Below are 23,623 nucleotides of genomic sequence, written 5' to 3' on the forward strand. Positions count from 1 at the left end.
GGACGGGTGATACCCGTCCGTGGCTACCGTGAATCAGCCGCCCGTGGGCGGGGGCTCGCAGACGATCTTCGGTGACGGGTCGTACTTCACCGTGCGGGTCTCGCTCTTGGTCTGCCCGGTCCGCCGGTCGCGGATGGTGCGGGTGTCGGTCACCGTGAAGCCCTGCGCCCCGGCGCTGGGCGCGCAAGGCTGGGTGTTCTTCTTGATCTCCCTGGGCTCGGTGAAGTTCGACCGCTCGCTGGTGGAGCCGGTGACGTCGTAGTTCTTCGTCCCCCACAGCACGATCCTGATCGACGAGGGCGTCCAGATGGTCTGGATCGCCACGCCGGTGTCGTCGGGGTTGGTGAACTTGATGTCGATGATGCTGTTGCCCGCCGCGTCCATGAACACGGTGGCCTCGCGGCCCGCCGGGTAGCGGGAGATCCAGTAGCTGTGCTCGGTGTGCCCGGCGTCCTTCATGCCCGCGTTGTACGCGGCGTTGTAGAGCGTGGTGGCGAACTGCGAGATGCCGCCGCCGACCGCGCGGCCGGGAGCGCCGTTCTCGATGATGCCCGCCTCCACGTAGCCCTGCGCGAGGCCGCGCGGACCGGTGTAGCCGTTGAGGCTGAAGGTCTCGCCCGGCTTGACGATCGCGCCGTTGACCTTCTCCGCCACCACCCGGATGTTCACGCCCGAGTCGGCCGCGAAGCCACCGGTGGAGAACTCCCCGATGATCTCCTTGATGCCCATCTTGTTGGCCTGCTCGGTGGTCACCTTGGCGGGCGTGTGCTTGTACTCCGCGTTGACCTGGCGGTTGTCGGCCCGCTTGAGCACGTCGAGGAAGCCGTTGAGGGACTTGTCCCAGTCGATGCCGACGCCGTCCACCGACTCCTTGACCACGGGACGGCCGCTCTCGAACACGATCTGGGCGTCCTTGCCCTCCTTCTCGGTCGACTTCAGCTGCGGCCCGGCGGCCTCGACCACCTTGCCGTTGTCGACCTTGGCGTTGAGCGCGCCGCCCTCGCCCGGCTCGAACACCAGCGCGGCGGCCAGGTTCTCCGGCGCCAGCGTCGCGTCCTTGCCCTGGCCCTTGATCACCACGGGCGCGGCGACGGCGGGCTTGGCGACCTCTTCGAGGGTCTTCTGCACGCCCTCCTTGGTGGTCTTCACCGGGGTGGTGGTCACCGGCAGCTCGACCGCGCCGCCGTCCGCCCAGTCGGCCAGCACCTTCTTGGCCGCGCCGGGCACGTCCAGCTGCTGGCCCTGCTTGGGGTCGACCGGGACCGGCGTGGCGCCCTCGAACCGGATGGTGCCCTCGGCCGGGGCGTGGTCGGTGGTGCCGCGCAGGCCCTCCAGCGCGGCGGTCAGCTTGGCCTCGTCGCTGCGCGTGGCGAAGCCGACCTCGCGGGAGGTGAAGAACGAGGTGAGGCGGGTGAACGGGGACAGCGGCTGGCTGCCCGCGCGGTCCAGCGTGCCCACCCAGTCCAGCTCCAGCCCGGCGGCCTTCGGGTCCAGCTGCGTCTCGACGTCACCCGCCTTGGCGGCGATCGGCCGGGACAGCCGCGGCTCGATCTCCGCGCGCAGCTTGGCCTCGGCCTCGGCGGGGCTCATCCCGCCCACGTCCACGCCCGCCACGGTGACGCCGCGCGGCACGTTGCCGCTGGAGACCAGGATGTCCAGGCCGTAGAGGACGACCAGCACGCCCAGCACCGCGGCGGCGACCAGACCGCCCCGGCGCAGCTTGCGGCGGCGCTCCCGCTCCCGCTCGGCCTCGTCGAGCGGCCTGCCGTCCTCGCCCTGCTCGACCATGACCGGGCCGAGCACGGTGGCCTGCTCGTCGGGCTGCCCGGAATTCTGGCCGGGGTTCTGCTCCGGCTGGGGCGGCAGGACCGGGGTGGCGAAGACCGTGGTCTCCTCGGCGGAGGAGGGGCGGGCCACCTGCGTGGGCTGCTCCTGCGCGGCCTGCCGCTGAGGCTGCTGTTGCTGCTGCGTCTGCTGCTGGGATGCCTGCTGCCAGGGCGACTGCTGCTGGGGCTGGGGCTGGGGCTGTTGAGATTGCTGCTGTTGAGGCTGCTGCTCTTGAGGCTGCTGCTGGGGCGCGGGCAGCTGGGCGGTCGGCTGCTCCGGCTGGGGCGGGTTGAGGGCGCGCGTGACCTCACTCGACGCGGTTCCCGAACGGGTGACCTCGGTCGGGGGTGACACGTTGCGCACCGTCGGCGCGGCCCCCTGGTCCGGCTCCGCGTCGGGCTCCTCGGAGGGCCAGGCGGCCTCGTGGACCGCCGAGGCGGGAATCTTCGTGGTGCGCTCCGAAGCGGTGTCCGACGGGCGGACCGGCTCCATGGCCGTGGTCCGCTCAGCGTCGTACTCCGGTCGCTGCTTCTCCGGCACCGCTCCCCCTCTTGCCTCTCCGCAAGGTCATGGGACTGAATACCCGAACGCCGTCACGTGACGATCACGTTCGGGGCCGCTCAGAGGTAAAGACCCGTCCCGTGGTCGGTCCGCTCGGTGGCGGTGGCGTGCACGTCCCGCTCTCGCATGACCAGGTAGGTCTGGCCCTGGACCTCGACCTCCAGCTGGTCCTCGGGGTTGAACAGCACCCGGTCGCCGACCTTGACGTGCCGCACGCCGGTGCCGACACCGTGCACGTCGCCCCAGGCCAACCGCCTGGCCATCTGGGCTGTGGCCGGGATCACGATGCCTCCGCTGCTGCGGCGCTCGCCGTCCTCGGGCGAGATGCGCACCAGGACGCGGTCGTGGAGCATTTGGATCTCGAGCTTGACATCGGGCACTCGAAGAGTCTACGTGCCCGCCGGAGCGCCGTCGTCCAGCCCGCCCATCATCAGGGGCAGTCTGCGCGGACCGGCCGCTGTCACCCGCACGGGTACGCCCCAGTCCTGACGGGTGAGCTTGCACACGGGGTGTTCCACGGCGGGGTCGTCCGTGCAGCTCGCGGCCTGCGCCACGACGTGCAGCACGCCCTCGGTGATCCCCTCGGCCACGCGCAGCACGCGCACCAGGTCGGTGCCCACGCCCGCGCCCTCGACCAGCAGCTCGGGCGGCGAGCTGGTGATCTCCAGGCGGGTGGACGGGCCGTAGCGGTCGTCCAGCTTCTGCCCGGCGGGCGGGGTGAACACCACGGCCAGCTCCAGCTCGCCCCCGGCGATCTCGGTCGGCGGCCTGCGCACCCGGTGCGCGTCACCGGTGACCAGCCGCGCGCCCGGCGCCACCGGCCGCTCCAGCCGGTGCGCCGCCGAGGCGACCACCACCAGCTCCCCGTCCACCAGCACGACGTCCGACGGCTCGGCGATGTCGTCGGCCACCGTCGACACCTCGCCCGTGGCGGGGTCGTAGCGGCGGATCGCGCCGTTGTAGGTGTCGGCGACGACCACCGAGCCGTCCGGCAGCGCGGTGACCCCCAGCGGGTGCTGGAGCAGCGCCTGGTCGGCGGCCCCGTCGCGGTGGCCGAAGTCGAACAGGCCCCGGCCGATGGCGGTGTGCACGGTGCGGTCGGCGTCCAGCCAGCGCAGCGCGGAGGTCTCCGAGTCGACCAGCCACAGCCGGTCGCCGTCCGCCGCCAGGCCGGAGGTCTGGGCGAAGAACGCCTCCAGCGCCGGGCCGTCGCTCAGCCCCTCAACGGTGGTGCCCGCGAGCCGCTCGAAGGTGCCCTCCAGCGGCTTGAACAGGCCCAGCGTGTGGTTGCCCGCCAGCGCCACGGCCACCCCGCCCGCCGGTTCCCACCAGGCCACGTCCCACGGGCTGGTGAGGTCGACCGCGCGGGCCGGGCCGCCGGTGGCGCCGTCGCGCCACTGCTCGCCGGTGCCCGCGACCGTGGTGACCTCGCCGGTGTCCAGGTCCAGGCCGCGCAGCAGGTGGTTCACCGTGTCGGCGACGACCGCGTGGTAGCCGACCCGCGCGGCCACGTCCTCGGGCAGCAGCGCGATCCCGGCGGGCTCGGAGAAGCTCGGCCGCAGCCCGTCCTGCCTGCCGCGCTCGCCGGTGCCGATGCGCCGGAGCACGGTCTCGCCGTCGGCTTCCAGCTCGACCAGGCTGTGGTGGGCGGAGTCGCTGACCAGCAGCGTGCCGCGCGGCGTCAGCACGGCCTTGGCCGGGAACCGCAGCGTGGTGGACGCGGGCGGCGGGGCCACGTACGGGCCGTCGCCCCGGTGCAGCGTGCCCTTGGCCTCGTGCTCGGCGACCAGCTCGCCGACCACCTGCCGCAGCGCGTCCAGGTGCCCCTCACCGGCGGCGACGTGCACGACGTAGCCCTCGGGGTCGACCACGACCAGCGTCGGCCACGCCTTCACGGCGTAGTTCTGCCAGGTGGTCAGCTCGGGGTCGTCCAGCACCGGGTGGTGCACCTCGTAGCGCTCCACGGCGGCCCTGAGCGCTTCGGCGTCGGCCTCGTGGACGAACTTGGGCGAGTGCACGCCGATCGTGACCAGCACGTCGGCGAACTCGGCCTCCAGCGGGCGCAGCTCGTCCAGCACGTGCAGGCAGTTGATGCAGCAGAAGGTCCAGAAGTCCAGCAGCACGACCTTGCCGCGCAGGTCCTTGAGCCGGACCTCCCGGTCACCGGTGTTCAGCCAGCCCCGACCGACGAGTTCGGGGGCGCGGACACGGGCACGGCGGCGGTGGGCGGTCGTCACACCCGAAGTGAACACGACGTCCAGGCTTCGGTATTTCGCCGCCCACCATGTGGACTCCCCACACCGGCAAGTACCACCCGACGTGTCCAAATGGGCCGGTAACTACTACCGGGCACGTGTCCGTGACGGAGCACTTCAGTGCTCGCGCAGGATCACCCAAGGCTCCCAGATCACAGACGCTCCCCGCGTCGAGGGCAGGGCGGAGGTGGCCGCCAGTTCGCACACGTGGGTGCGGATGAGGCCCGCGTACCACCCGGACAAGGCCGCGGCGTCGTTGCCACCATCAGGGCCAACGGGGGTCAGCGACTCGGCAGTGGCCAGGTACGAACCCGCGTTGGGGCCATCCGCGACGGTGAACCGCACGCGGGGGCGGCCGAGGATCGATCCGGTGGTGTGGTCGGCGTCGAAGCCCGTGATGGCAATTCCTCGGGTGCTTTCGAGTGCCAGCCCGAGCAGGGCGTCCCTGACGTCGTCGACGAGCTTCACGGTTGTCCTCCCAGGGGCGGGCGGGCTTTGGCGTTGTCGTACGCGGTGACGATCCCGGCGGTCGCCTGCCGACTTGGCGGCTCGCTCGGACCGCGTGGTGGTCGTCGGTGTCCAGCCGGCCTCGGCCGACCAGTTCAGGGGCGCGGACACGGGCACGGCCTCGATCAGTCGTCATGAGGGGCAGCACGACGCCTGGAGGCATCTCGCGACCCCATCCAGCTGACCCGGCTTTCGTTTTGTTCGTTTTCCACTACACTGGCGACCATGACAGCGGCAGCGTGCGAACGAACGGTATTGCCACCGGCCAGTCCGGAGAGCTTGTCGCCGTGGGTTGCCGCGCTGGCCAGGCATGGCCACGAAAACGCCAGCCTCATCGCCCCCGACGGCACCCGGCTGGAACTGCCTCCCGAGGTGTTCGAGGTGCTGCGGGATGTGGTGGCCGCCATGTCGCAAGGGCTGGCGATCACCGTCGCCCCTCAGCACACCGTGTTGACCACGAGCGAGGCCGCCCACCTCTTGGGTGTTTCACGACCGACTCTGGTGCGCCTGCTCGAAGCAGGTGAAATCCCTTATGAACAGCCGAACCGACACCGTCGAGTGCGCTTGGCGGACCTCCTCGCCTACCGCGAGCGCGCTCGTCGGTCCCGCGCGGCGGGGTTGGACGACATGGTGCGCACCAGCGAGGAGGACGGGCTGTACGACATCCCCTTGGACGAACCGTTCGAGCGGATGCCCACGGACGACGACAGGTGATCCTTGTTTCCCGTTTTCTTTGACGCCTGCGTGCTGTTCAAGCCCTACCTGTGCGACACGGTGTTGAGCATCGCGGAGTGCGGCATCTACCGCCCCCTGTGGTCGGGGGACGTGCTCACCGAACTGGAGCGCAATCTTCGGAAGCGGGGGGTGTCCGAGGAGCAAGTCGCTCGCAGGCTCGATCGGATGAGCCACCACTTCCCCGATGCTGAGGTCCTCGGGTACGAGGGTTTGGTGGACGCGATGAGCAACCACCCGAAGGACCGGCACGTTCTCGCCGCAGCGGTACGCGGCGGGGCGGAGGTGCTGGTCACCGAGAACCTGAAAGACTTTCCCAAAGCCGCGCTCGACCCCTACGACATCATCGCCATGCACCAGGACGACTTCCTCCAGGACCAACTGGACCTGGCACCCGGAGCCGTCCTGGCAGCTCTGCGACGCCAGACGTCCCGCTACCGGAAGTACCCGCGCTCAGTGGAGGACCTGCTCGACGTACTCGGCAACGCGGGGCACGGGTGCCCGAGGTTCGCGGCAGCTTGTCGCAACGAGCACCGCTTCGGTATCTGGAGAGACTGACACGCCCGTCACAAGTCGCCGCGCGGTTCACTCCCGCGCCGAGGGGACGTCCTCCCTCGACGTGGGGCGAACCCGTGCGACCAGGGAGGCGAGCAGGGCGAGCCGGTCCGCGCTCTCCGGGTGTTCGGCGGCGGGGTGGTAGACGACCAGCCACTGGTCGCCGATGTCGTCGACGACGAGCTTGGAGAGGTTCAGCTCCATCGGGCCGACCTGGGGGTGGTCGACGTGAACGGGTCCGCCTCGGGCGGGCCGCACGTCGTGGCGGGCCCACGCCCGCTGGAACGCGGCGCTGGCCAGCGACAGCTCTCCCACCAGCCGCACGACCCGCGGGTCGTCGAGGTCGGTTCCCACGCGCTTGCGGAACATCGCGACCATCTCGCGCTGGTCGAAGCGCACTCGCCCCTCCGTGCCGAGGAAGGCCGCGCGCAGCAGGTTCTCACCGGTTTCGAACTCCGGGGAGAGGGCGCGCGCGAGCGAATTGCTCGCGAGCACGTCCAGGTACCGCCCGCCGACGAACGCGGGCATGGTGAGCGAGTGGACCAGTTCCACGATCCGGGGGGCGACGGTCTCCCGGCGGCGTGGGGTGCGACGCGGGCGCGGCCTGGCGGCACCCAGTTCGAGCAGGTGCTCGGTGGAGGACTCGTCCAGTCGCAGCACCCCGGCGATGGCTTCGAGCACCTGCGCGGAGGGGTTCCGGTTCCGCCCCTGTTCGAGCCGGTGGTAGTAGTCCGAGCTGATGCCCGCGAGCATGGCCACTTCTTCGCGGCGCAATCCCGGAACCCGGCGCCGCGAGTCCTCGGGCAGGCCGACGGCTCCCGGTGACACCAGCTCACGTCGAGCGCGCAGGTAGTCGCCGAGCCGGTTCGCGCTTCCCGCGCCGGTCTCCGCCGTCATCACCGCCGATCGTAGTTCTCCCGACGTGGCGCTGACTGGCACTGACGTTCCTAGGGTCGCGATGGCCTTTCCCGTGGGCCGCGGGTGGCGCACGGTTGCCGGGAGCGCGGCTTGCCCCCGGCACGAGCGCTCGTCCGGCATCGCAACGTCCATCGGAGGAGTGGCCGAAGTGCCCGAGAACCGCATCGCTCTGATCACCGGCGCCAACCAGGGAATGGGAGAGCAAGTCGCGAAGGAACTGGCCGCTGACGGCGTGCGGGTGTTCGTGGGCGCCCGCGACCTCGTGCGCGGCGAGGCGGCGGCCGCGATGATCGGCGAGAGGGCCACGGCGGTCCAGCTCGACGTGACCGACCCGACGTCGATCGCCTTGGCGGCCCAGCGGATTCGCGACGAGGCGGGTCGGCTCGACCTCCTGGTCAACAACGCCGCCATCGCCACCACCCGCACCGGCGCCACCATGGCCGAACTGCGCGCCAGGTCAGCGGCGAGCGTCGTCCCCCTCGACGAGGTGCGCGCCGTCTGGGAGGTGAACGTCTTCGGCGTCCTGGCGGTGTACCAGGCCATGCTCCCGCTGCTCCGCCGGTCACCGGACGCGCGCGTCGTGAACGTCACGAGCGCGCTCGGCTCGCTGACGATCGCCGCCGACCCGAACTTCCGCTACCACTCGTCCTTCGAGCCGGTCTACGCCGCGTCGAAGTCCGCGCTCAACGCGGTGACGCTGGCGATGATGATCGAGCTGGAGGACACCGACATCAAGGTCAACCTGGTCTCGCCGGGGTTCGCCAACACCGCGCTGGTCAACTTCGAGGGGACGGAATCGGTCGAGGAGGCCGCCCGCGAGGTGGTGCGCGTCGCCCGGCTCGGCCCCGACGGGCCGTCCGGCACCTTCACCAGCTGGGAAGACGTGGACCTGCCGTGGTGACGTCCGCCGGGAGCTGAGCGGCCACGGCGGCGCGGAAGCGCTGGAACCCGTCCGCGCCGAACACCAGCTGGCCCGCCCCCGGTGCCTTGCTGTCCCGGAAGCGGACCTCTTCGGCGCTCCGCGCCACCTCCACGCAGTTGCTCGCCCCCGCGCCCGATCGACTGCTCTTACGCCAGTAGACGGTCATCGCCCTCGAGTGCCTTCATCCGATGTCGGATCAGCTCGGCCGAAGCGCTCTCCGACAGCGCGACGGCGTCCAGCCCACGCATCATGTGGACGTAGCGCTGAATTGCCTCTCCATCCTCCACCCAGGCACCACCGCCCGCGTGCTCCAAATACACGACGGGCGGGTCCTCCGAATCGCCGAAGTCCACCACGGTGACACCGCCGCACATGGTGCCGTAGGCCCCCAGGCCGAACGGCAGGATCCGGACGGTGACGTTCTCCCGGTCGCCCATCTCCAGCAGGTGCCCGAGCTGGCCGATCAGCACGTCCACGCCACCGATCTCGCGCGTGATCACGGATTCGTCGAGGAATGCGCGGAGTCGGAGCGGGTCGGTCCCGGTCAGCCTGCGCTGCCGCTCCAGCCGGGAGGTCACGTACCGCTCGACCTCGGCCGCTTCCTCCTCGAAAGGCGACGCGGCCGGGTTCTGCACGGCTCGCGCGTAGTCGGGCGTTTGCAGCAGGCCGGAGACCGCGTACGAGTCGAGCACATCCAGCGAATTCGCTTCTGATTCCGCTTGGAGGAAATTCCGGAACGCACTGGAACTACGTGCGGGGAAACGTATCCTGACCGCGTCGTCCTTGGCGTCCTCCCACAGTTGAACCGCCTTGGCGCGCTGCCGCTCGGTCGCCCGGTAGAACCCGAGCATCGCCTGGAGTTCCGCACGGCGACAACGGGTGTGGCCGCTCTCCATCCGGTTCACCGTGGGCCGCGAGATGCCCAGCGCCTCCGCGACGGCTTCCGGCGTCCATTCCGCCCGCTTGCGGAGTTCTTGCAGGTAGCCGCCCAGCTTGCGCCTGCGTCGGGTTTGCGTGTTCGCCATGTCGCCACTCTATTGGGCAATCGACCCACAATAAGATCACCCAATCGTGGCGAGTCAACTAAGCACGTGCGCTGCTAACGTGCCGAACATCGGTGAAACCCCGCTGCCGAAAGGGCGCTCATGGAAAACCAGCTGCACGGAATGTCTTCTTCGTCGTGCTTCACGATCACCGGCGAGACGCCGATGAAGTGCACGGCGACGCTCGACAACGTCGAACTCAACCTCGGTCAGGGGCAACTGGACCTGCTGCTGAGCCACGCGGCGCTGGAGCGGCTGCACCAGAAGACGGGCAGCGCCCTCGACTGGATCAGGGAGAACGAGTCGCGCCCGGAGGCCGAGGAGGAGCGGGTGATGCCCTGACCGACCTCAGCGGCGCACGGAGCGCGGCCCCAGGGTGGCCGCGCCCAGCGCGGTCACGCGGGCCCGCAGGGCGCGGTCGGCGGTGACCACCGCGACGGTTCGGCCCGCGCCTTCGGACCGGACGACCTCCACGATCGCGTCGTCGCCGGACCCCGGCGCGGAGACCACCCGCACGCCGGGGACCGGCGGGACGCCGCGGGCCTCGCCCTCGACCACGAGGACGACCTCCAGCGGGCCGGGGGCGAAGCGGGGCAGACCGGCGGAGGCGAGCGGGACCAGGGAGTCGCGCAGCCGCGCGACCGCACCCGCGCGGTCGCGCCACCAGCCGTCGGGCACCGAGCCGACCACGTTGGCCGCGTCCACGACCAGGAGCGGGGAAGTCACCGCCCCATGGTCCCGGACATGGGAAAACCCCGGGTGCTGCCAGGTCGGGGGGCTGACAGCACCACGGGGCCACCTGCTTCATCGAGACACCACCGCGGACTGTTACAGAACCCACACGGTGTGCTCCAGATCACTCTCCGGACAGCAGCGAGCCCCTGCCGCGCGGGAGGTGCGGCAGGGGCTCGTGCTGTTCCCCCAAGGAGGTTCGCGCGGGTGACTCGGGGGCGCGCCCGGTGTCGATCGGGCGGTCACCTCGCGCGAGGGTTCGGCGCGGGAGGGGTCAGCGCAGGTTGGCGACCTGGGACTGCGCGATGGCGATCAGCTCGTGCCGCATCGCCGGGGTGGGCGCCGTGTCGATCGCGCGAGCGACGGCCTTGCGGTTGCGAGCCTCGACACGACGAGCGCGGAGCTTCGCAGTGAAGTTCACGGGGTTCATCCCTCTCAAGTCTTCTCGGTGCTGTGCCTCAAGTATGCACCTTCAGGACGCGCGATGCACCCGATTATCCGGTGAGTTGGGGCACAAGCCGGCGAATCCCCGGCAGCTACGGCCTCAGCGCCGACGATTCTCCTGCCCGCTCAGCGCGGGTGACGGCTTGCGCGCGGCCCGCCGGATCGGTTGGCTGGCCCGATGGCCGAGGTGGTGACCAAGGGCGTGGGCAGGGTCGAGCGGACCGCCGACCGCGCGCAGGTGGACGTGAGCTTCGAGGCGGCTGGCGCGACCCGCGACGAGGCGGCGCGCGCGCTGACCGAGCGCGTTTCCGCCGTCGAGCCGCTGTTGCGGCGCGACGGGGTGGAGGTGCGCACGCGGCAGTTGTCGGTGCACGACAACTGGGACGGCCAGCGGCGCTCGGGTGCCCGCGCGGTGCAGCGGTACGTGCTGCGGGTGACCGACCTGACCGGCCTGGACGACCTGCTCGGCGCGCTCGTGGGGGCCGAGCCCACCTGGCTCAACGGCCCGACCTGGGAGTTGGCCGAGGACGCCGACGCCGTCCGCGAGGCGCAGCGCGCGGCCGTGGCCGACGCCCGCCGCCGCGCCGAGGGCTACGCCGAGGCGCTGGGCGTCCGGCTGGGCGTGCTGCTGCGGCTGTCCGACGGCGACGGCGAGGTGTGGGCGGCCGAGGGCGCGAGCCGCGTGATGGCCTTCGGCGCAGGCGGCTCGCCGGGCGAGCCGCCGCGCATGGACCAGCTCAACCTGGAGGCCCAGCGGATCGTGGTGACGGTCCGCTGCACCGCGTCCTGGTCGTTGCTGGACTGACTACCGCTCGACGATGGCCGTGACGCCCTGGCCGCCCGCCGCGCAGATCGAGATCAGGCCGCGTCCCGAGCCCTTCTCGGCCAGCAGCTTGGCCAGCGTGGCCACGATCCGGGCGCCTGTCGCCGCGAACGGGTGACCTGCGGCCAGCGAGGAGCCGTTGACGTTGAGCTTCGCCCGGTCGATGGACCCCAGCGGTGCGTCCAGGCCCAGCTTGGCCTTGCAGAACTCGGCGTCCTCCCACGCTTTGAGGGTGGCCAGCACCTGCGACGCGAACGCCTCGTGGATCTCGTAGAAGTCGAAGTCCCGCAGGGTGAGCCCGGCGCGGGCGAGCATCCTGGGCACGGCGTAGGCGGGGGCCATGAGCAGCCCTTCGCCGCCGTGCACGTAGTCGACCGCGGCGGTCTCGGTGAAGGTCAGGTAGGCCAGCACGGGCAGCTTCCGCTGGGCCGCCCACTCCTCGCTGGCCAGCAGCACGGCGGACGCGCCGTCGGTCAGCGGGGTGGAGTTGCCCGCCGTCATGGTCGCGCCCTCGCCCTTGCCGAACACCGGCTTGAGCTCGGCCAGCCGCTCCGCCGAGGAGTCCGGCCGCAGGTTCTGGTCCCTGGTCAGGCCCTGGAAGGGGGTCACCAGGTCGTCGAAGAAGCCCCGGTCGTAGGCGGCGGCGAGGTTGCGGTGGCTGGCGGCGGCCAGCTCGTCCTGCTCGGCGCGGCCGATGCCCCACTCCCGCGCGGTGATCGCCGCGTGCTCGCCCATGGACAGGCCGGTGCGCGGCTCGCCGTTGCGCGGCAGCTCGGGGATGACGTGCTTGGGCCGCAGCTTGGTCAGCAGCTTGAGCCGCGCCCCGACGCCGCGGGCCCGGTTGAACTCCAGCAGCACCGAGCGCAGGCCCTCGTTGACGCCGATGGGCGCGTCGCTGGTGGTGTCCACGCCGCCCGCGATGCCGGAGTCGATCTGCCCGAGGGCGATCTTGTTGGCCACCGCGATGACCGCCTGCAGGCCGGTGCCGCACGCCTGCTGCATGTCGTAGGCGGGGGTTTCGGCGGACAGCTTGCTGCCCAGGACGGCTTCGCGGACGAGGTTGAAGTCCCGGCTGTGCTTGAGCACCGCGCCCGCGACGACCTCGCCCAGCCGCTCGCCGCGCAGCCCGAAGCGGCTGACCAGGCCGTCCAGCGCGGCGGTGAGCATGTCCTGGTTCGACGCGGTGGCGTAGGGGCCGTTGGACCGGGCGAACGGGATGCGGTTGCCGCCGAGGATGGCAACTCGCCGGGTGCTGGGCATGTCGTCCTCCGGGTGCGGGGCTGTGCCCGCCAGACTACCTACTCACCAGTAGACTTACCAGTCAGTAGGGAGTGTGATGTGCCCATGGATCGGTACCAGTCGTTCGCCCAGTCCGCGATCGGGCGGTTCGTGGTGGGCAAGCTCGGCCTGCCCAACCCGCACCCGCTGCGCCGCCACTCGCCCGACCGGCCGCCCCTGGACGGGCCGGTGCTGCTCGGCGGCGGCGGTCGCCTCGTGGAACCGGTGCGCGCCGTGCTCACGTCGGCCGGCCTGGACACGGCGGTCCCGGCGACCGACGCCGACCGCTACGCCGCGCTCGTCTTCGACGCCACCGGCATCGACAGCACCGAGCGGCTGCGCGAGCTGTACGACTTCTTCCACCCGGTGATCCGCAAGCTCGGCCCGTGCGGGCGCGTCGTCGTCCTGGGCACGCCACCGGAGCAGGCCGCCTCCCGGATCGCGCAACGCGCGCTGGAAGGCTTCACGCGCAGCGTGGGCAAGGAGCTCAAGCGCGGCGGCACGGCCCAGCTCGTCCACGTCGCCGAGGGCGCGGAAGGCGGCGTGGAGTCCACTCTGCGGTTCCTGCTCTCCGGCCGGTCCGCCTACGTCTCCGGCCAGGTCGTCCGGATCGGCGCGGCCGAGGTCGAGCGGCCGGAGGACTGGGACCGGCCGCTGGCGGGCAAGGTCGCCCTGGTCACCGGCGCGTCGCGGGGCATCGGCGCGGCCATCGCCGAGGTGCTCGCCCGCGACGGCGCGCACGTGGTGTGCCTGGACGTGCCCGCGCAGGGCGCCGAGCTGTCCGAGGTGGCCAACCGGGTCGGCGGGTCGGCGCTCCAGCTCGACATCACCTCCGCCACCGCCCCCGGCCGCATCGTCGACCACCTCACCCAGCGCCACGGCGGCGTGGACGTCGTCGTGCACAACGCGGGCATCACCCGCGACCGCACGCTGGGCCGCATGGACGCCGCCGGCTGGGACGCGGTGATCGAGGTGAACCTGGCCGCCCAGGAGCGGGTCAACGCGGCGCTGGTCGAGGCGGGCGCGCTGCGGTCCAACGGCCGCGTCATCGGCGTGTCGTCCATCGCGGGCATCGCGGGCAACGTCGGCCAGACCAACTACGCCACCACCAAGGCGGGCGTGATCGGCATGGTGGACCAGCTCTCCGCCGAGCTGGCGGGCCGGGCCACGGTCAACGCCGTCGCGCCGGGGTTCATCGAGACCAGGATGACCGCCGCCGTGCCGCTGCTCATCCGCGAGGCCGGGCGGCGGATGAACAGCCTGTCCCAGGGCGGGCTGCCGGTGGACGTGGCGGAGACGGTCGCGTGGTTCGCCCACCCCGCGTCGACCGGCGTCACCGGCAACGTCGTGCGGGTGTGCGGGCAGAGCCTGCTGGGGGCGTGATGGCCGGCCTGACGTGGCTGTACGCGAAGGCGGCGGTGACCGCGCCGGCCAAGCGCGGCGACACCTCGTCCGACGCGCTGCCCGACGCGGTGCTCACCGCCGAGGCGGAGGTCGACCGGGCGCACCTCGCCGCGTACGGCCGGGTCTGCGGGTTCGGCGTGCGCGACGAGCTGCCGCCGACCTACCCGCACGTGCTCGCGTTCCCCCTGCACGTCGAGCTGATGACCGGCGCGGACTTCCCGTTCCCGCTGCCGGGGCTGGTGCACGTGGCCAACCGGATCACCCGCACGCGCCCGCTGCTCGCGTCCGAGCCGCTGGAGCTGGTGGTGCGCGCGGAGAACCTGCGCCCGCACGAACGCGGCAGGCAGTTCGACGTGGTCACCACGGCGTCGGTGGACGGCGAGGCGGTGTGGGTCGACGTGTCGACTTATCTGCGCCGCAGTAGCGGGACCGGTGGCGGGACCGGTGGCGGGACCGGCGGTGCGGCGGGCGAGCGCCCGCAGCCGCCCCGGCCGACCGCCTCGTGGCGGGTGCCCGCCGACACCGGCAGGCGCTACGCGGCGGTCTCCGGTGACCGCAACCCGATCCACCTGCACCCGCTGGCCGCGCGGGCGTTCGGCTTCCCACGGGCCATCGCGCACGGGATGTGGACCAAGGCGCGGTGCCTGGCCGCGCTGGCGGGCAGGCTGCCCGACGCCTGCGCGGTGGACGTGCGGTTCAAGGCGCCCCTACCGCTGCCCGCCCGCGCCGACTTCGCCGCGCGGCCCACGGCGGACGGCTGGCGGTTCAGCGTGTGGAGCGGCGGCAAGCCCTCCCTGGAGGGCACCGTCAGCGGCTGATCTCAGCGGCTGACGTTGTCGGTGAGCGTGCGCAGCAGGCCGCGCAGTTGCGCGGTCTGCTCCTTGCTCAGCCCCATCGCGTCGCCGATGACCGGCGGCACGGCCGCCGCGCGCTCGCGCAGCGCCACGCCGTCGTCGGTGAGCGCGACGATGACCGAGCGCTCGTCCTCCGGGCGGCGCTCGCGGCGCACCAGGCCGTTCGCCTCCAGCCTCTTGAGCAGCGGCGACAGCGTGCCGTAGTCGAGCTGGAGGGCCGCACCGAGGTCCTTGACCGGCACCGCGCCGCGCTCCCAGAGCACCAGCAGCACCAGGTACTGCGGGTAGGTCAGGCCCAGGTCGTCCAGCAGCGGCCGGTACCGCGCGGTGATCACGCGCGAGGCCGCGTAGAGGGCGAAGCAGAGCTGGTCGTCCAGCTCCAGGGTGAACTCGTCGTCCATGGTGTCCTCCTCCGGTGACTGAGACCACAGTACACCCGTGCCCGATTAAGTTGTGCACGATGTAATTGCGCGCTAGCTTTGTTCTTGTCAGCACGGAGCACCACCACCCCGGAGGAGCCGATCATGAGCGTCACCCTCGAACCCGCCGCCGCCGAGTTCGCCGCCGCCACCGCCAACCCGCCCTACCTGTTCGACCTCGGCCCGGTCGAGGGCCGCAAGACCGTCGACGGCGTGCAGTCCGGCGACATCGCCAAGCCCGAGGTCGCCGAGGAGTGGGTGACCGTCGGCTCCGTCCCGGTGCGCCTCGTCCGCCCGGTCGACGCCACCGGCCCGCTGCCGGTCGTGCTCTACATCCACGGCGCGGGCTGGGTGTTCGGCAACGCCCACACCCACGACCGCCTGGTCCGCGAACTGGCCGTCGGCACCGGCGCGGCGGTCGTCTTCCCCGACTACAGCCTCTCGCCCGAGGTCCACTACCCGGTGGCGCTGGAGGAGTCGTACTCGGTGGCGCGGTGGATCACCACCGAGGGCGCCCAGCACGGCCTGGACGCCTCCCGGCTGGCCGTGGCGGGCGACTCGGTCGGCGGCAACATGGCCGCCGCGCTGACCCTGCTGGCCAAGCGGCGCGGCGACGTGACCTTCACCCAGCAGGTGCTGTTCTACCCGGTGACCGACGCGTCCTTCGACACGCCGTCCTACCACGAGTTCGCCGAGGGCTACTTCCTGCGCCGCGACGCCATGCAGTGGTTCTGGGACCAGTACACCACCGACCCCGCCCAGCGCGCCGAGATCACCGCGTCGCCGCTGCGCGCCACCACCGAGGACCTGGCGGGCCTGCCCGCCGCCCTGGTGATCACCGCCGAGGCCGACGTGCTGCGCGACGAGGGCGAGGCCTACGCCAACAAGCTGCGCGAGGCGGGCGTGCCGGTGACCGCGGTCCGGTACCAGGGCGCGATCCACGACTTCGTGATGCTGAACGCGCTGCGCGGCACCAACGCCGCCGAGGCCGCGATCGACCAGGCCATCTCGGTCCTGAAGAAGGCGCTTTCCTGAGCCCCTTGGATTAGAGCGCCCCGAAGGCCCCTCCGCGGAGGGGCCTTCGGGGCGTCGCTCCACGCCTGGATCATGTGCCGGTCGTCGACGGGCACGCCACTGTCCCGTATGTGTCGATCAGCTCCGCGACGATCTCCCGCACCTGCGGGCGCAATTCCTCGACCCGGCGCATGGGGGTGCGCGGCTCGTCCCGGGCCCGCCCCATGGCCGTTGAACGGGCAGAGAGGACGTCCCACTTTGCGGCGGTCATTCGTGAACCCCATCTGAGAACTTACCGAGCGTATGCGCGCCCTGTGGTCAGAGCGCCACCGCTCACCAGCCGTCCCAAGACATCCGCACACGGCCGGAGGTAAAAGGAAAATCAGCCCGACCCGCTTCGGGGACACCCCCTAGGGAATCTTCCGGATAGTCGCGACGGGGCGGCCTGGGTAGTTTTAGGAAATATGACCACATCACGGCCATTGCCCACCACCGAAACCGAAAAGTCCCAGCTCAAGAACGTTCTGGAGAACGGTGAGCGCTACCGGATCTCGGTGGACGCCGTCGTCACGGTGCTGGACGCCGACGCGGTGCGCGCGACAGCTCTGCGCCACCTCGACGAGGTCACCTTCAGCAGCGCCGGAGAACGCGACAGCATGGAGCACCAAGTGCGCGACGACCTCTCGGCAGCGCTGCAGTTCATCCTGAACGCGGAGGGCCTCCTCGGGGACCGCGCGGACGTGTTCATGCGCTCCGCGAGCGCGCGGGTCGAGCGTGACGGAAGCTGATCAGTACGTATCGGCGGAAACCGCTTCGGCGACTCGTTGTGCACGTGGATCGCCGGAGAGTCCCGCAGTTCCGCGAAAACGGCGGTGACGGGTCGTGGCTCCGGCGTCCCGACGTCAGGGGCTGATCAGGACCGCCGCGACGGCGGGTGCCACACGTTGCCCGCCACCAGGTCGCCGAAGCCCATCCACACCAGGTTCATCAGCCTGGCCGCCACGACGCCCGCCGGTTCCGCCGGGTTGTCCAGCCACCAGTCGGCCAGCGACTCGCCCGCGCCGACCAGTGCGGCGGCCAGGCTCTCGGCCTCCTTGTCGCCCGCGCGCGGCACGTCCTGGGAGTCCGCCGAGTGCACCAGCAGCGTCGCCACCAGCGCGATCGCCCGGCCGCGCATGTCGGCCAACTCGGCGGCGAAGGGGCCGCCCTGGGAGCTGGCCTGGCGGTGCAGCACCTGCCAGCTGGCCCGGTTCTCCCCGACGAAGCCGAAGAACGCGCGCAGTCCGCTCCACAGCTGCACGTCCGGCGGCTGGTCGGCCTCGACACCGGTCGCGATGGCCTCGATCATCCGGTTGGACTCGCGGCGGATGCAGGTCGCGAACAGCTCCTCCTTGGACCCGAGGTAGGCGTAGAGCATGGGTTTGGAGATGCCCGCGACCTCGGAGATCTCGTCCATCGACGCGGCGTGGAAGCCCAGCCGCGAGAAGACGTCCACGGCGGCGTCCATGATCTGCCGCTCGCGCACCTCGCGCGGCAGCCTCTTGGCTCGCCCGTTCCGGACCGGTTGGTCAGCGTGCATCGCACCCCCTGAAGGCTGCGCCAAGATTATCGAACCCCCTTGCCGCCTAACCTACTCGTCAGTAGTCTTACCGGGCAGTAGGTAGCGGAGGTGCCCACATGACCATCGACCTCACCACCGAGGCGATCGCCGGACTCGGAGCGCGGGAGCTGATCTCCGCACTCCAACGGCTCCGGCGGCTCCAGCCGGACGACCCGGCGCTGGCCCGCCTCGACATCGACGCCGTGGCCAAGGGCATCGACCCGAAGAAGCTCGACGAGGACGAGTTCGCCGACCTGCTCGACGCGCTGGTCGCCCTCGCCGACAACGCCGCCCACCTCGACCTGTCCGCGATGGACGCGCGCGACTTCGCCCGCGTCATCTCCCGCGCCTCCAAGGGCCAGGTCGAAGCGGTCACCACGCGACCGGGCCTGCGCGAGCGCGTCCTCGACGAGGTCTTCCACCGCATGGAGGCGCACTTCCGCAGCGAGCGCGCGGGCTCCACCAGGGCCGTGGTCCACCTCCAGCTCACCGGCGGGTTCGGCGAGGACGGCCTCGACTCCTACGAGGTGGTCATCGAGAACGCCCAGTGCGCCATCACCAAGGGCGCGACGCGCGAGCCGCGCGCCACCGTGACCGTCGGCCCGGTCGAATTCCTCAAGCTGGCCACCGGCAACGCTTCCGCCCCCGTGCTGTTCATGACCGGCAAGCTGAAGGTCAAGGGGGACCTCGGTTTCGCCGCCGGCTTCATGAGCCTGTTCAACATCCCGAAGGCGTGAGGGGACCATGGGCGGTTTTTCGCTGGAGCTCAACGAGGACCAGACCGACCTGCGCGACTGGGTCCACGGCTTCGCCAAGGACGTGATCCGGCCCGCCGCGGCCGAGTGGGACGAGCGGGAGGAAACCCCGTGGCCGGTCATCCAGGAAGCGGCCAAGATCGGCCTGTACGGGTTCGAGTCGCTGGCCACGTGGTTCGCCGACCCCCTGGGCCTGTCCCTGCCCATCGCCACCGAGGAGCTGTTCTGGGGTGACGCGGGCATCGCGCTCGCGCTGATGGGCACCGGCCTGGCCGCAGCGGGCATCTTCGCCTCCGGCCAACCCGAGCAGCTGGCCGAGTGGGTGCCCGAGTGCTTCGGCACCGAGGACGACCCGAAGCTGGCCGCGTTCTGCGCCTCCGAACCGCAGGCGGGCTCGGACGTGGCGGGCTACCGCACCCGCGCGGTCTACGACGAGAAGACCGACGAGTGGGTCATCAACGGGCAGAAGGCGTGGGCCACCAACGGCGGCATCGCCAACGTCCACGTGGTCACCGCCGTGGTGGACCCGACCCTGGGCGCACGCGGCCAGGCGGGTTTCGTCGTGCCGCCCGGCACGCCCGGCCTGTCCTCCCCCGGCAAGATCAAGAAGCACGGGATGCGTGCTTCGCACACCGCGGACGTGTTCTTCGACGACGTGCGCGTGCCCGGCCGGTGCCTGCTGGGCGGCAAGGAACGCCTGGACGCCCGCCTGGCCCGCGCCCGCGAGGGGCAGCGCGCGGGCGGCCAGGCCGCCATGGCCACGTTCGAGACCACCCGCCCCACCGTCGGCGCGATGGCGGTCGGCGTGGCGCGGGCGGCCTACGAGTACGCGCTGGACTACGCCAAGGACCGCGAGGCGTTCGGGCGGAAGATCATCGAGAACCAGTCCATCGCGTTCGACCTGGCCAACATGAAGATGGAGATCGACGCGGCGCGACTGCTGGTGTGGCGGGCGGCGTGGATGGGGCGCAACAACGTGCCGTTCACGGCGGGCGAGGGCTCGATGTCCAAGCTCAAGGCGGGCGAGGTGTCGGTGTGGGCCACCGAGCGGGCGATCCACATCCTCGGCGGAGCCGGGTACACGCGGGAGCACCCGGTGGAGCGGATGCACCGGGACGCCAAGATCTTCACCATCTTCGAGGGGACGTCGGAGATTCAGCGGTTGGTGGTGGCCAGGGCCATCTCGGGGATGCACATCAAGTGAGTTGATTTGCCCCGGCGGCTGCCGGGGAGCCACGGGCGGGGTCTTCGGACGCGGGAGACCCCGCCCTCCGCTTTTCTGGCTCGTTCATGACCGGACGGCAAGAGGTGCATGTAGTTACTCTGCAGCTTGCACCGACCTACCCCGCACGATGGCTTCGAGCTCGGCTAACGCAGGGATGTCTTTGAGGCTCCTTTGGGAAAGGTGACAGCGCGCAGAGCGACCTCAAAGATGGGTCAAAGCATGTCGGGATGACAGTGTCCGCATGTTGCTGAGCTGCTACAACGCTTGGTGAGACTGTGTAACTCGTCGCTGCCGAACTTGGCTCTATCGGATCGTCGCGCCATCGGCGGCGACGAGGACCAAGCCCCGACGAGGCGGTGCGGTGCCTGGGTCCTGAGGCCGCCGCGCATCTGGCAAGGCGATTCTGCCGGGCAGCGCGGTGCGGCCGAAGCACACCAGGCGACGCCGCCGTCCGCGCCTGCCAACCCGTACCCCGGTTCGTTCAGGGGGAGGGGTGCGGCAGCGGGTGGGCGCCTTGCGGGCGCAGCCCGTCGAAGATGATGGCCAGGTACCGCTGCCACAGGTCCGGGGGCGGGTCGGACAGGTAGCTGGTGACGTGCTTCGGCGCGCACATCAGCAGGACCACGTCGGTGCCGGTGACGTCGTCCCGCACGGCCCCGTGCTCGCGGGCGCGGTCGACCAGCGCCGTCACGGTCCGGAACATCTCCTCGCGAGCGGCGATCACCTCGGGGTTGATGTCGCCCACCTCGTGCAGGAAGGACATGTCGAACTGCCGCTGCTGGCGCGCGGCGAAGGTGAGGAACTCCAGCAGCGCGGCGCCGGGGTCGGTGGCGGTGAGCAGCTGCCCGCCGACCGCGTTGAGCGCCCCGATGCGGTCGAGCACGATCGCGGCGAGCAGGTCGTCCTTGGTGGGGAAGTGGCGGAACACGGTGCCCTTGCCGATCCCGGCCCGGCGGGCGATGTCGGCGATCGAGGCGTCCAGGCCGTGCTCGGCGAACTCCTCCGCGGCGGCGGCCAGCAGCGACTCGCGGTTGCGCGCGGCGTCGGCGCGCAGCGGGCGAGTCCGGGTCATGAGCGGGAGCCTAACAAGTTGACCGCCTGGTCCGGTTATTGCTAGCGTCGCCACCATAAGGTGACCGCATGGTCCGTTTATTGGAGGACACGTGAGAGCAGTGGTGGCCAAGGAGTACGGACCGCCCGAGCGGTTCGAGGTGGCCGACGTGCCGGTGCCCCGGCCGGGACCGGGGCAGATCCAGGTGCGGATCACCGCGGCGGCCCTCAACCCGACCGACGTGCGGCTGCCAGCCGGGGGCTTCCGCGACGTGGTGTCGGTGGAGTTCCCGCACGTGCCGGGCAACGACTTCGCGGGCACGGTCAGCGAGGTGGGCGAGGGCGTCACGGCCTACCGGGTGGGCGACGAGGTGTTCGGCTTGGCCATACCCAGGGTGCTGCGGCAGATCGCGAACGCCACGCGGCCTTCGCTGAGCACCGGCGCGTTGGCCGAGTACGCGGTCTTCGAAGCCGACACCCCGCTGATCGCGCACCGCCCGGCCGAACTGCCCGCCGAGCACGCCGCCGCGCTGGCCACGACGGGGCTGACCGCGCGGGCGCTGATGGCGACCGCCGAGGTTCGAGCGGGTGAGCGCGTCCTGGTGGTCGGGGCCGCAGGCGGGGTCGGCACCGCGGTGATCCCGCTGCTGGCCGCCGCCGGGGCGCACGTGGTGGCGACCTCGAAGCCCGAGGACGCCGACGTGCTCCGCGCCCTCGGCGCCGACGAGCTCATCGGGTACGGGGAGTACCCGGAGGTCGACGTGGCGTTCAACCTGGTCCTGCCGAGCGACCGGCTGACCGGCGTCGCGGGGGCGGTTCGCCCCGGCGGGCGCGTCCTCACCATCACCTACCCCGTGCCGGAACCGGGGGCGCACGGCCGCGACGACGTGGCCCTGCGTCACGTGCTCGACCTGGACGGCGAGTTCGGCGGGATGCGCGAGGTCGGCGAACAGGCGGCGCGCGGCGACCTCCCGGTCACCATCGGCCGTCGGTACACCTTGGACGAAGGGGTTCAGGCGTGCGTGGACTTCGTCCGCCTGCACACCATCGGCAAGATCGTCGTCACGGTGTGATCACCGGTCCACGGCCAGCCGCACGCCGAGGCCGATGAAGATCCCGCCGGTGGCCGTGTCGATCCGGCGGCGCGCGGACCGCCTGCGGCGCAGCCAGCCGCCGATGCGACCCGCCAGCACGCCGACCGCGCCGTCCACGGCGAACTCCAGGGCGATCAGGATCGCGCCGAGGACGGCGAACTGCAGCCACACCTGCCCCAGCGCCGGGTCGACGAACTGCGGCAGGAAGGCGATGGTGAAGGTGACCATCTTGGGGTTGAGCAGGTTGGTGGCCAGGCCGGTGAGGTAGGCCCGGCGGCCGGAGATGCCGGTGGGCAGCTCGACCAGCGGGTCGTCCCGGTGCCGGATCATCCGCACGCCCAGGTGGACCAGGTAGGCCGCGCCGACGACCCGGACCACGGTGAACGCGACCGGCACGGCGGTGAACAGCACCGCCAGGCCGATCGCCGCCACCGCCACGTGGACGGCCTCGCTGGTGGCCACCCCGGCGGTGGCCAGCAGTCCCGCGCGCGGGCCGCCGCGCATCCCGCAGCCCAGGACGAACAGCATGTCGGGGCCGGGCGTGATCATGGCGACGATCGTGGTGAGCGTGAAGACCGCGAGCAGCTGCGGGTCGATCGGCATGGCCTGATCGTGGCACGCGGCGCGGCGCTGATCACCGGATTTCCGGACGGCGCGGGGTGGCAGGCGGGCTGCCGCCCCGCGCCGTCCGTCCTACTCGGTGTGGGCCCGCCCGGCGGTCAGCAGCCAGGCGCGTTCCGCCGAGGTGTCCGGCACCGGGGGCCAGCCGTTGATCCGGGCCAGCAGGACCCAGTAGCGCTCCGCCCTCGGGTCGCCGAACTCCTCCATGCGTCGCCACAGCTGCGGGCCGACGGGCACACCGGTGGCCCGCGCCCACTGCTCACCGACCTCGGCGACGATCGGCGCGGCCTGCGCCGAGTCCGGGGCGATGCCCGCGTCCAGCGCCTCGCGCACCCGCCGCATGGTGTCGGTGAACACCCGCGTCTGCTCCTCGTCCGGCCCGGACAGGTCCGCGCCGCCTGCCCGCAGCTCCTGGTGGCGCTCGGACATGCGCCGGATGGAGGCCCGGAAGTCCGGGTCCCGCACCAGGTTCGCCAGCTCGATCCACGCCTCCAGCTGCTCCGGCGTGGGGTCGTCGGGCAGTTCCACCCGCACCGACCGCATCCGCTGGTCGAAGGCCGGATCGAGGTCCAGGCCGCCGAAGACCTCGTCGAAGAAGTCGTCCAGGATCGCCTGCCGCTCTTCCTCCGACAGCCGCGCCAACTCGTGCACCATCTCCACCTCCCCGTTTCGCGCCACCACGCGCAGCACGGCCCGGCGCAGCCGGAGCGTGCGCATCTGCGCGTCGATGGCTTCCGCGTGCGCCCGCGCCACCTCGGCGACGGACACCTCGCTCGCGAGCACGCGCTGCGCGGTCGGCAGGTCGACGCCGAGGTCGCGCAGGGTGCGCACGAGCTTGAGGCGCGCCAACCCGTCGACGTCGTAGGTGCGGAACCCGCCCGCCGTCCGCCCCGCCACGGGGATCAGACCGGAGTCGGAGTAGAACCGGATCGTCCTGGTGGACATCCCGGTCAGCCGCGCCAGCTCGCCGATCGAGTAGTAGTGCCTCAC

At 71.5% G+C, this 23,623-nt stretch carries 27 protein-coding genes; 12 read left to right on the forward strand and 15 right to left on the reverse strand.

Annotation, left to right across the window (positions count from 1 at the left end; all coding sequences use genetic code 11):
* Positions 1-33: 33 nt before the first annotated feature.
* From JOF41_RS29830 to JOF41_RS29845, 4 genes are all read right to left on the reverse strand, one after another.
* Positions 34-1,788 (reverse strand): VanW family protein, encoded by a 1,755-nt coding sequence (locus JOF41_RS29830; protein WP_244992333.1) that lies wholly within the window; start codon positions 1,786-1,788, stop codon positions 34-36.
* 659 nt (positions 1,789-2,447) lie between these two features.
* The gene (locus tag JOF41_RS29835) at positions 2,448-2,741 is read right to left on the reverse strand and encodes a GroES family chaperonin (protein ID WP_189221790.1); all 294 of its coding nucleotides are present in this window, start codon (positions 2,739-2,741) and stop codon (positions 2,448-2,450) included.
* A gap of 36 nt (positions 2,742-2,777) precedes the next feature.
* Positions 2,778-4,625, reverse strand: coding sequence for an NHL domain-containing thioredoxin family protein (locus JOF41_RS29840; protein WP_307867567.1), 1,848 nt, complete (start codon positions 4,623-4,625; stop codon positions 2,778-2,780).
* A gap of 135 nt (positions 4,626-4,760) precedes the next feature.
* Positions 4,761-5,111 carry a hypothetical protein gene (locus tag JOF41_RS29845; protein WP_209623380.1) on the reverse strand — a complete coding sequence of 117 codons (351 nt, stop codon included), beginning with the start codon at positions 5,109-5,111 and terminating at the stop codon, positions 4,761-4,763.
* 264 nt (positions 5,112-5,375) lie between these two features.
* Between JOF41_RS29845 and JOF41_RS29850 the strand changes: the two genes are divergently transcribed.
* Both JOF41_RS29850 and JOF41_RS29855 read left to right on the forward strand, forming a co-directional pair.
* Positions 5,376-5,864 (forward strand): helix-turn-helix domain-containing protein, encoded by a 489-nt coding sequence (locus tag JOF41_RS29850; RefSeq protein ID WP_189221679.1) that lies wholly within the window; start codon positions 5,376-5,378, stop codon positions 5,862-5,864.
* Between the two features lie 3 nt (positions 5,865-5,867).
* Positions 5,868-6,440: a PIN domain-containing protein gene (locus tag JOF41_RS29855; protein ID WP_209623381.1), complete on the forward strand. Its 573-nt coding sequence runs from the start codon at positions 5,868-5,870 to the stop codon at positions 6,438-6,440.
* Between the two features lie 27 nt (positions 6,441-6,467).
* Here JOF41_RS29855 and JOF41_RS29860 read toward each other — a convergent pair whose 3' ends face one another.
* On the reverse strand, positions 6,468-7,334 hold the full coding sequence (locus tag JOF41_RS29860) for a helix-turn-helix domain-containing protein (protein ID WP_189221677.1): 867 nt from the start codon (positions 7,332-7,334) through the stop codon (positions 6,468-6,470).
* Between the two features lie 169 nt (positions 7,335-7,503).
* Here JOF41_RS29860 and JOF41_RS29865 point away from each other — a divergent pair, with 169 nt between their 5' ends.
* Positions 7,504-8,256 (forward strand): SDR family NAD(P)-dependent oxidoreductase, encoded by a 753-nt coding sequence (locus JOF41_RS29865; protein ID WP_209623382.1) that lies wholly within the window; start codon positions 7,504-7,506, stop codon positions 8,254-8,256.
* On the opposite strand, the gene JOF41_RS29870 is transcribed toward JOF41_RS29865, so the two are convergent.
* Together JOF41_RS29870 and JOF41_RS29875 are read right to left on the reverse strand one after the other, a co-directional pair.
* Positions 8,222-8,443, reverse strand: coding sequence for a DUF397 domain-containing protein (locus JOF41_RS29870; protein WP_209623383.1), 222 nt, complete (start codon positions 8,441-8,443; stop codon positions 8,222-8,224). The genes JOF41_RS29865 and JOF41_RS29870 overlap by 35 nt on opposite strands.
* The gene (locus JOF41_RS29875) at positions 8,424-9,302 is read right to left on the reverse strand and encodes a helix-turn-helix domain-containing protein (protein ID WP_209623384.1); all 879 of its coding nucleotides are present in this window, start codon (positions 9,300-9,302) and stop codon (positions 8,424-8,426) included. Before JOF41_RS29875 ends, JOF41_RS29870 begins: the two co-directional genes overlap by 20 nt.
* A 141-nt stretch (positions 9,303-9,443) precedes the next feature.
* Between JOF41_RS29875 and JOF41_RS29880 the strand changes: the two genes are divergently transcribed.
* Entirely contained in the window at positions 9,444-9,662 is a 219-nt protein-coding gene (locus tag JOF41_RS29880) for a hypothetical protein (protein WP_209623385.1), read from the forward strand.
* 6 nt (positions 9,663-9,668) lie between these two features.
* Here the strand turns inward: JOF41_RS29880 and JOF41_RS29885 are convergent, their stop codons facing one another.
* Together JOF41_RS29885 and JOF41_RS29890 are read right to left on the reverse strand one after the other, a co-directional pair.
* Positions 9,669-10,046 (reverse strand): PIN domain-containing protein, encoded by a 378-nt coding sequence (locus tag JOF41_RS29885; RefSeq protein WP_209623386.1) that lies wholly within the window; start codon positions 10,044-10,046, stop codon positions 9,669-9,671.
* Between the two features lie 280 nt (positions 10,047-10,326).
* Positions 10,327-10,473 carry a hypothetical protein gene (locus JOF41_RS29890; RefSeq protein ID WP_189221796.1) on the reverse strand — a complete coding sequence of 49 codons (147 nt, stop codon included), beginning with the start codon at positions 10,471-10,473 and terminating at the stop codon, positions 10,327-10,329.
* A 201-nt stretch (positions 10,474-10,674) separates the two neighbouring features.
* Here JOF41_RS29890 and JOF41_RS29895 point away from each other — a divergent pair, with 201 nt between their 5' ends.
* Entirely contained in the window at positions 10,675-11,301 is a 627-nt protein-coding gene (locus tag JOF41_RS29895; protein ID WP_209623387.1) for an SIMPL domain-containing protein, read from the forward strand.
* Here the strand turns inward: JOF41_RS29895 and JOF41_RS29900 are convergent, their stop codons facing one another.
* Positions 11,302-12,579 (reverse strand): acetyl-CoA C-acetyltransferase, encoded by a 1,278-nt coding sequence (locus JOF41_RS29900; protein WP_209623388.1) that lies wholly within the window; start codon positions 12,577-12,579, stop codon positions 11,302-11,304.
* Between the two features lie 84 nt (positions 12,580-12,663).
* On the opposite strand from JOF41_RS29900, the gene JOF41_RS29905 reads away from it, so the two are divergent.
* A complete protein-coding gene (locus tag JOF41_RS29905; protein ID WP_189221671.1) occupies positions 12,664-13,980 on the forward strand; it encodes a 3-oxoacyl-ACP reductase in 1,317 nt (438 codons plus the stop codon).
* Positions 13,980-14,819: a MaoC/PaaZ C-terminal domain-containing protein gene (locus JOF41_RS29910; protein ID WP_209623389.1), complete on the forward strand. Its 840-nt coding sequence runs from the start codon at positions 13,980-13,982 to the stop codon at positions 14,817-14,819. Before JOF41_RS29905 ends, JOF41_RS29910 begins: the two co-directional genes overlap by 1 nt.
* 2 nt (positions 14,820-14,821) lie before the next feature.
* On the opposite strand, the gene JOF41_RS29915 is transcribed toward JOF41_RS29910, so the two are convergent.
* Positions 14,822-15,256 (reverse strand): MarR family winged helix-turn-helix transcriptional regulator, encoded by a 435-nt coding sequence (locus JOF41_RS29915; protein ID WP_189221669.1) that lies wholly within the window; start codon positions 15,254-15,256, stop codon positions 14,822-14,824.
* A 123-nt stretch (positions 15,257-15,379) separates the two neighbouring features.
* On the opposite strand from JOF41_RS29915, the gene JOF41_RS29920 reads away from it, so the two are divergent.
* Together JOF41_RS29920 and JOF41_RS29925 are read left to right on the forward strand one after the other, a co-directional pair.
* Positions 15,380-16,309, forward strand: a complete 930-nt coding sequence (locus JOF41_RS29920; RefSeq protein WP_209623390.1) for an alpha/beta hydrolase — start codon at positions 15,380-15,382, stop codon at positions 16,307-16,309.
* A gap of 443 nt (positions 16,310-16,752) precedes the next feature.
* Positions 16,753-17,076, forward strand: a complete 324-nt coding sequence (locus JOF41_RS29925) for a hypothetical protein (protein WP_189221666.1) — start codon at positions 16,753-16,755, stop codon at positions 17,074-17,076.
* Positions 17,077-17,201: 125 nt separating this feature from the next.
* Here the strand turns inward: JOF41_RS29925 and JOF41_RS29930 are convergent, their stop codons facing one another.
* On the reverse strand, positions 17,202-17,867 hold the full coding sequence (locus JOF41_RS29930; RefSeq protein ID WP_189221665.1) for a TetR/AcrR family transcriptional regulator: 666 nt from the start codon (positions 17,865-17,867) through the stop codon (positions 17,202-17,204).
* 98 nt (positions 17,868-17,965) lie between these two features.
* Between JOF41_RS29930 and JOF41_RS29935 the strand changes: the two genes are divergently transcribed.
* Both JOF41_RS29935 and JOF41_RS29940 read left to right on the forward strand, forming a co-directional pair.
* Positions 17,966-18,625: an SCP2 sterol-binding domain-containing protein gene (locus JOF41_RS29935; protein ID WP_209623391.1), complete on the forward strand. Its 660-nt coding sequence runs from the start codon at positions 17,966-17,968 to the stop codon at positions 18,623-18,625.
* A gap of 7 nt (positions 18,626-18,632) precedes the next feature.
* Positions 18,633-19,847: an acyl-CoA dehydrogenase family protein gene (locus JOF41_RS29940; protein WP_209623392.1), complete on the forward strand. Its 1,215-nt coding sequence runs from the start codon at positions 18,633-18,635 to the stop codon at positions 19,845-19,847.
* A gap of 502 nt (positions 19,848-20,349) precedes the next feature.
* Here JOF41_RS29940 and JOF41_RS29945 read toward each other — a convergent pair.
* Entirely contained in the window at positions 20,350-20,940 is a 591-nt protein-coding gene (locus tag JOF41_RS29945) for a TetR/AcrR family transcriptional regulator (protein WP_209623393.1), read from the reverse strand.
* 91 nt (positions 20,941-21,031) lie between these two features.
* Here JOF41_RS29945 and JOF41_RS38435 point away from each other — a divergent pair, with 91 nt between their 5' ends.
* Entirely contained in the window at positions 21,032-21,991 is a 960-nt protein-coding gene (locus tag JOF41_RS38435) for an NADP-dependent oxidoreductase (RefSeq protein ID WP_209623394.1), read from the forward strand.
* Here the strand turns inward: JOF41_RS38435 and JOF41_RS29955 are convergent, their stop codons facing one another.
* Both JOF41_RS29955 and JOF41_RS29960 read right to left on the reverse strand, forming a co-directional pair.
* Positions 21,992-22,615: a LysE family translocator gene (locus JOF41_RS29955; protein ID WP_209623395.1), complete on the reverse strand. Its 624-nt coding sequence runs from the start codon at positions 22,613-22,615 to the stop codon at positions 21,992-21,994.
* Between the two features lie 90 nt (positions 22,616-22,705).
* The gene (locus tag JOF41_RS29960) at positions 22,706-23,623 is read right to left on the reverse strand and encodes a MerR family transcriptional regulator (RefSeq protein WP_307867568.1); all 918 of its coding nucleotides are present in this window, start codon (positions 23,621-23,623) and stop codon (positions 22,706-22,708) included.

This window comes from Saccharothrix coeruleofusca, assembly GCF_017876325.1.
GTDB lineage: Bacteria > Actinomycetota > Actinomycetes > Mycobacteriales > Pseudonocardiaceae > Actinosynnema > Actinosynnema coeruleofuscum.

Excerpts from the sequence above, each read along its gene's own strand:
- JOF41_RS29830 (WP_244992333.1), bottom strand. The coding sequence starts at position 1,788 with ATGGTCGAGCAGGGCGAGGACGGCAGGCCGCTCGACGAGGCCGAGCGG.
- JOF41_RS29835 (WP_189221790.1), bottom strand. The coding sequence starts at position 2,741 with ATGCTCCACGACCGCGTCCTGGTGCGCATCTCGCCCGAGGACGGCGAG.
- JOF41_RS29850 (WP_189221679.1), top strand. The coding sequence starts at position 5,376 with ATGACAGCGGCAGCGTGCGAACGAACGGTATTGCCACCGGCCAGTCCG.
- JOF41_RS29860 (WP_189221677.1), bottom strand. The coding sequence starts at position 7,334 with ATGACGGCGGAGACCGGCGCGGGAAGCGCGAACCGGCTCGGCGACTAC.
- JOF41_RS29870 (WP_209623383.1), bottom strand. The coding sequence starts at position 8,443 with ATGACCGTCTACTGGCGTAAGAGCAGTCGATCGGGCGCGGGGGCGAGC.
- JOF41_RS29875 (WP_209623384.1), bottom strand. The coding sequence starts at position 9,302 with ATGGCGAACACGCAAACCCGACGCAGGCGCAAGCTGGGCGGCTACCTG.
- JOF41_RS29880 (WP_209623385.1), top strand. The coding sequence starts at position 9,444 with ATGTCTTCTTCGTCGTGCTTCACGATCACCGGCGAGACGCCGATGAAG.
- JOF41_RS29895 (WP_209623387.1), top strand. The coding sequence starts at position 10,675 with ATGGCCGAGGTGGTGACCAAGGGCGTGGGCAGGGTCGAGCGGACCGCC.
- JOF41_RS29900 (WP_209623388.1), bottom strand. The coding sequence starts at position 12,579 with ATGCCCAGCACCCGGCGAGTTGCCATCCTCGGCGGCAACCGCATCCCG.
- JOF41_RS29905 (WP_189221671.1), top strand. The coding sequence starts at position 12,664 with ATGGATCGGTACCAGTCGTTCGCCCAGTCCGCGATCGGGCGGTTCGTG.
- JOF41_RS29910 (WP_209623389.1), top strand. The coding sequence starts at position 13,980 with ATGGCCGGCCTGACGTGGCTGTACGCGAAGGCGGCGGTGACCGCGCCG.
- JOF41_RS29915 (WP_189221669.1), bottom strand. The coding sequence starts at position 15,256 with ATGGACGACGAGTTCACCCTGGAGCTGGACGACCAGCTCTGCTTCGCC.
- JOF41_RS29920 (WP_209623390.1), top strand. The coding sequence starts at position 15,380 with ATGAGCGTCACCCTCGAACCCGCCGCCGCCGAGTTCGCCGCCGCCACC.
- JOF41_RS29925 (WP_189221666.1), top strand. The coding sequence starts at position 16,753 with ATGACCACATCACGGCCATTGCCCACCACCGAAACCGAAAAGTCCCAG.
- JOF41_RS29930 (WP_189221665.1), bottom strand. The coding sequence starts at position 17,867 with ATGCACGCTGACCAACCGGTCCGGAACGGGCGAGCCAAGAGGCTGCCG.
- JOF41_RS29935 (WP_209623391.1), top strand. The coding sequence starts at position 17,966 with ATGACCATCGACCTCACCACCGAGGCGATCGCCGGACTCGGAGCGCGG.
- JOF41_RS29940 (WP_209623392.1), top strand. The coding sequence starts at position 18,633 with ATGGGCGGTTTTTCGCTGGAGCTCAACGAGGACCAGACCGACCTGCGC.
- JOF41_RS29945 (WP_209623393.1), bottom strand. The coding sequence starts at position 20,940 with ATGACCCGGACTCGCCCGCTGCGCGCCGACGCCGCGCGCAACCGCGAG.
- JOF41_RS29955 (WP_209623395.1), bottom strand. The coding sequence starts at position 22,615 with ATGCCGATCGACCCGCAGCTGCTCGCGGTCTTCACGCTCACCACGATC.